This window comes from uncultured Olegusella sp. (assembly GCF_947253395.1).
In the GTDB taxonomy this organism is placed as follows: domain Bacteria; phylum Actinomycetota; class Coriobacteriia; order Coriobacteriales; family Atopobiaceae; genus Olegusella.
Map to the genome: position 1 here is coordinate 1 of NZ_CAMXYY010000133.1, position 3,611 is coordinate 3,611.

The 3,611-nt window shown below is 50.7% G+C and carries 4 protein-coding genes; 2 read left to right on the forward strand and 2 right to left on the reverse strand.

The window, feature by feature from the left end; all coding sequences use genetic code 11:
• Together Q0X25_RS07830 and Q0X25_RS07835 are read right to left on the reverse strand one after the other, a co-directional pair.
• Positions 1 to 603: MurR/RpiR family transcriptional regulator (locus tag Q0X25_RS07830; protein WP_298580906.1), on the reverse strand; the 603-nt coding region annotated here is incomplete at its 3' end.
• A gap of 511 nt (positions 604 to 1,114) precedes the next feature.
• Positions 1,115 to 1,729: a hypothetical protein gene (locus Q0X25_RS07835; protein WP_298580908.1), complete on the reverse strand. Its 615-nt coding sequence runs from the start codon at positions 1,727 to 1,729 to the stop codon at positions 1,115 to 1,117.
• Between the two features lie 244 nt (positions 1,730 to 1,973).
• Between Q0X25_RS07835 and Q0X25_RS07840 the strand changes: the two genes are divergently transcribed.
• The gene (locus Q0X25_RS07840) at positions 1,974 to 2,726 is read left to right on the forward strand and encodes a hypothetical protein (RefSeq protein WP_298580910.1); all 753 of its coding nucleotides are present in this window, start codon (positions 1,974 to 1,976) and stop codon (positions 2,724 to 2,726) included.
• A 74-nt stretch (positions 2,727 to 2,800) separates the two neighbouring features.
• A complete protein-coding gene (locus tag Q0X25_RS07845) occupies positions 2,801 to 3,286 on the forward strand; it encodes an ATP-grasp domain-containing protein (RefSeq protein ID WP_298580912.1) in 486 nt (161 codons plus the stop codon).
• The last annotated feature ends 325 nt before the right edge of the window (positions 3,287 to 3,611 follow it).

Below are 3,611 nucleotides of genomic sequence, written 5' to 3' on the forward strand. Positions count from 1 at the left end.
AGTAGCGGCATATTTGGAATAGTCGTAATGAATGCCACTGTAGCTTAGAAATAAAAATAGATCACCAGGCTTCCCGTTTTTCACATGTAAAGTTTGCAAACCTCCTTCATCAGCCATAGTGATATGATAGCCGAGCTTGAGAAGACCGTTGCGAAAGATACATCCCGCTAGATAGCTTTCGCCCTTGGCAAAAATGTAAATTTGCGGGGCATTTAGGGCCGCCTTGGCAATCATGCTCATCTTAGCAGTATCTAGTTCAATTTTCGTTTGGTCTATGACGCCCCTCAATAGGTTTGCGAGATTGGCTGCGATAGTTTCTATTGAGGCGGAGCTGTCGAAAGGACGATTATGATCAACGGTAGTGGCTAGGAGATAGTCTCTGCTTATCTCCTGGATGAGCTGCATAATTAGTTCTCGGTAGCCGCTAAGACCCAGTTTCTTACAAAAACGAATAATGGTTGCATTGGAAGTGTAAGTCTCTTGTGCAAGTTTTGTAATAGTGAGGGTCTTAAGGTTATCGATGTTACTGAGCAGGTAGGTGGCAATGCTTCGGTCAGTTTCATTCAAAGAAGTGCTGTTACGCAGACTGTCAAGGATCATCATTGCTCCAATCGCCTTTGCTTACTATCAATTATGCCATTAGCAAAGCGCGGAGCAGATATTTATTGCGCAGATTGGCACTTTGTGGCCCTCTTTTAACACCTTTTTTAGTGCAACAACAGAACGAAAGTCGAAGCGGTATAACTAACCGTCATGTCGAGATGTCGTGCCTGTTGACAAATAATTGTGATGTCAGCCCTTCAGCTTACTGAGGATCGCATCAACGATGCTGATATATTGGCAATACATCACGAGCGTGACCTTCGCGATGAACATGGCGATATTCTTATATCTGAACTTTCTACTGTTTCTCGGAGTGCTTGTCATTCACGATGATCTATGTGGACTCCACTTAGGTACTGCCATCAACTGAGAGCTCTAGCTTACAATGCTTCTCCAGCTACAACAGCCTTGTTGGTGGCAATGGAACCACACGGCCAAGCTCTAACACGGGATATACGTACATGAGGATTGACTGGGCTGGCTGGATACCTTACAGCGATATAGTTATTCTTTACAGGCTGGCAGCGACTAGGGCAACCATATTCCTTGCTAGGGTGAGGGGATGCTCGGGAAAGAGTTCATCGAACTCCTGCGACTCTCCCATGTTTGCGAGATAACCATGGCGGATAGACGAATCATACGGGTCGGCCGTCCAATGGCTCATATCCGTATCGACTATGCCCTTGTCCCTTAACAAGGAATATGTGGCCGCCGCTCTGATACCAGTTGTCGGTCCCTCGTCAAAGAATCCCTGTGTGTGTATTGTGTAGCCTACGGCATCGACATCAATTGTGAGCCCGTACTGCAGTCCGTGCTTCTCCATCTTTGTCTTGATGATGGAGAAGATGTACGGCTTGCCTTGGCCTGTTCTACCGTTTGCGACCTGGACGAGCCCTTGGTCCTCGTCGAGCGCCGCATGTATACCGTCAATTACGTTGCGAACGTCTTCATACGGCATGGCATACTCGGAAGACATTGGGTAGAACAGGACGAAAGCGGTTCCCATGCTCGTCTGCGTCATGACCGGGACCGATGCGGGCGGATCGTCAGGCATGGACTCAACCACCTGGTAGAAGTCGGGAATCGATATAATTGTATCCCCAATAGTGATTGCGATATTGCCCATGATGGCGCCTCTTTCTTAAACTCGTCTTGCACACATCCCTGACAGTGTTCATGCTAGCACGGTCATGAGACACGCTTGTAGCCCGAAGGTTGATATGTGGCGCGAAGTTTGTGGCTATCCTAAGGTGCACGGGGTCGCATGATTTCACAGGCAATGAGGAAAACCCCATCACTGTCCCGCTTACGGGTCAATTGCTGTCCAGAGCGTATGGGATACTACACCTCACTCGAGGGGGGTGATGAGGATGAGTCAGGTATACGATTGGTTTAACTATGACAAGATGGAAAGACTCGACTGGTGGTGGAGCGGCGGAGGAAAACTTTGGGGCAACTGCTGGAATAGATGTGAGGAGAACAACGCTCTGCTGACACTCTTAGCAGGAAGATGGAAGGGCGACCGTGTCATCAGGTTTGGATGCGAAGGACTCGAGGGGCCCGAAGATGACAGACCCTTTCTCAGGGAGATCGAAGGCGTTGACGTCGAGGACAGATACTACAACAGTCGGGATATCACTAGCCTCTTTGAGGAGACCTGCGGTCATTTCCAGGATATATACGACGAAAACGGTAACTTCGCAGGTGAGATGCCCTTCGAGGGGCCATTCGAGCTCAAGCTAAAATGGTATCGCTACATAATCAACGTCGACCGGAAGCAGTACTACAATCGCGAGAGGACTGCTGTCCAGTCCGTCTACAACGGCATGGTCAATCGTGATGACCTGTTCACCGTGCTTTGCACCCCTTACGGAAGGTATGCCATGGTGGGCGGTAAGCGTCTGAAGTCGTGGTTCGGCGAGCTGTTGGCCGCCTCGAACGATATGCCTGGTGCGGACTATGAGGATATCACTGACGTGTATTGGGAGAGAAGCCTGCCGACAGACCTCACGGATATAGAAATACTGGAGTACGTCTCGGAAGGCTCTCCAAGCTTAGAGGATGACCCGAAGGGGTGGAATGAGTATGTTTCCATTCGCTCCAAGGAGTTGCTCCGCGGCTGAACGTCCTGAGCACATACGCCCCACGACTTGTCGCCTTTCCGGGCATGAGCGCCGATGCCGAGGTGGTCAATGGCATGTTTGCTGAGTTCATGGTCAAGGACTACGTGAAGTCGGTCAAGGGATCGTCGTTTCCCGCCAGCTTCCGCGTGCCCGTGAGCCAGGAGTGCATGAATGAGATCGTTGGGGAGTTTGCTAGGCTCCGAGGAGACCTCTTCACGGCTGGTATCGTGTGCAAAGAATACGTTAACCTTGCTCACTACAGCGGCGCGACGAACGAGTGGAGGGCGTTCTACCTCGGGGGAGATCTCCTCAACGTGTGCAGGAACTCCAACCAACCATCAATCGCTGCGAAGCCACCCGAGAGGCTCGTGATAGCGTGCTCGAACCTTGGGAGCCCCTACTACACCGTGGACTTCGCGGAACGCATCGACGGAAGTTGGATTGTAGTGGAGACTGGAGACGGGCAGGTGTCGGGGCTTGCATCGGCGCAAGACCCAGACATCTATTACCAGCTGCTCGCTGACGCTTTTGAGCGTGGCGTGCTTAACGATGAGCTGTGATGCCTTTCATGTCCCGCAAGCGCTACGCCGACACATGTGGGTGGTGAGTGAAGCGCAATGCCTTTGTCGACGAGGATAGGGATATCTTCATCACGAATGCCCTCATGAACAGGGGAGAGAGAAGGGTCTTTTGGCGACGATTGTATTAACACAGAGAAGGTCGCCGAAGTTTCGATAGATGGTTCGTTTTTCGAGCTGCTTAGCGACAGATGGTTCAAGCTTCGGACTGCTTTTCAATAGATGGTTCGTTTGTCGGACTAGAGGAAAATCTGACCTGCGCTTTTATGCTCACCCACCTCGAAGCTTGAACCATCTTTTGTTTGAG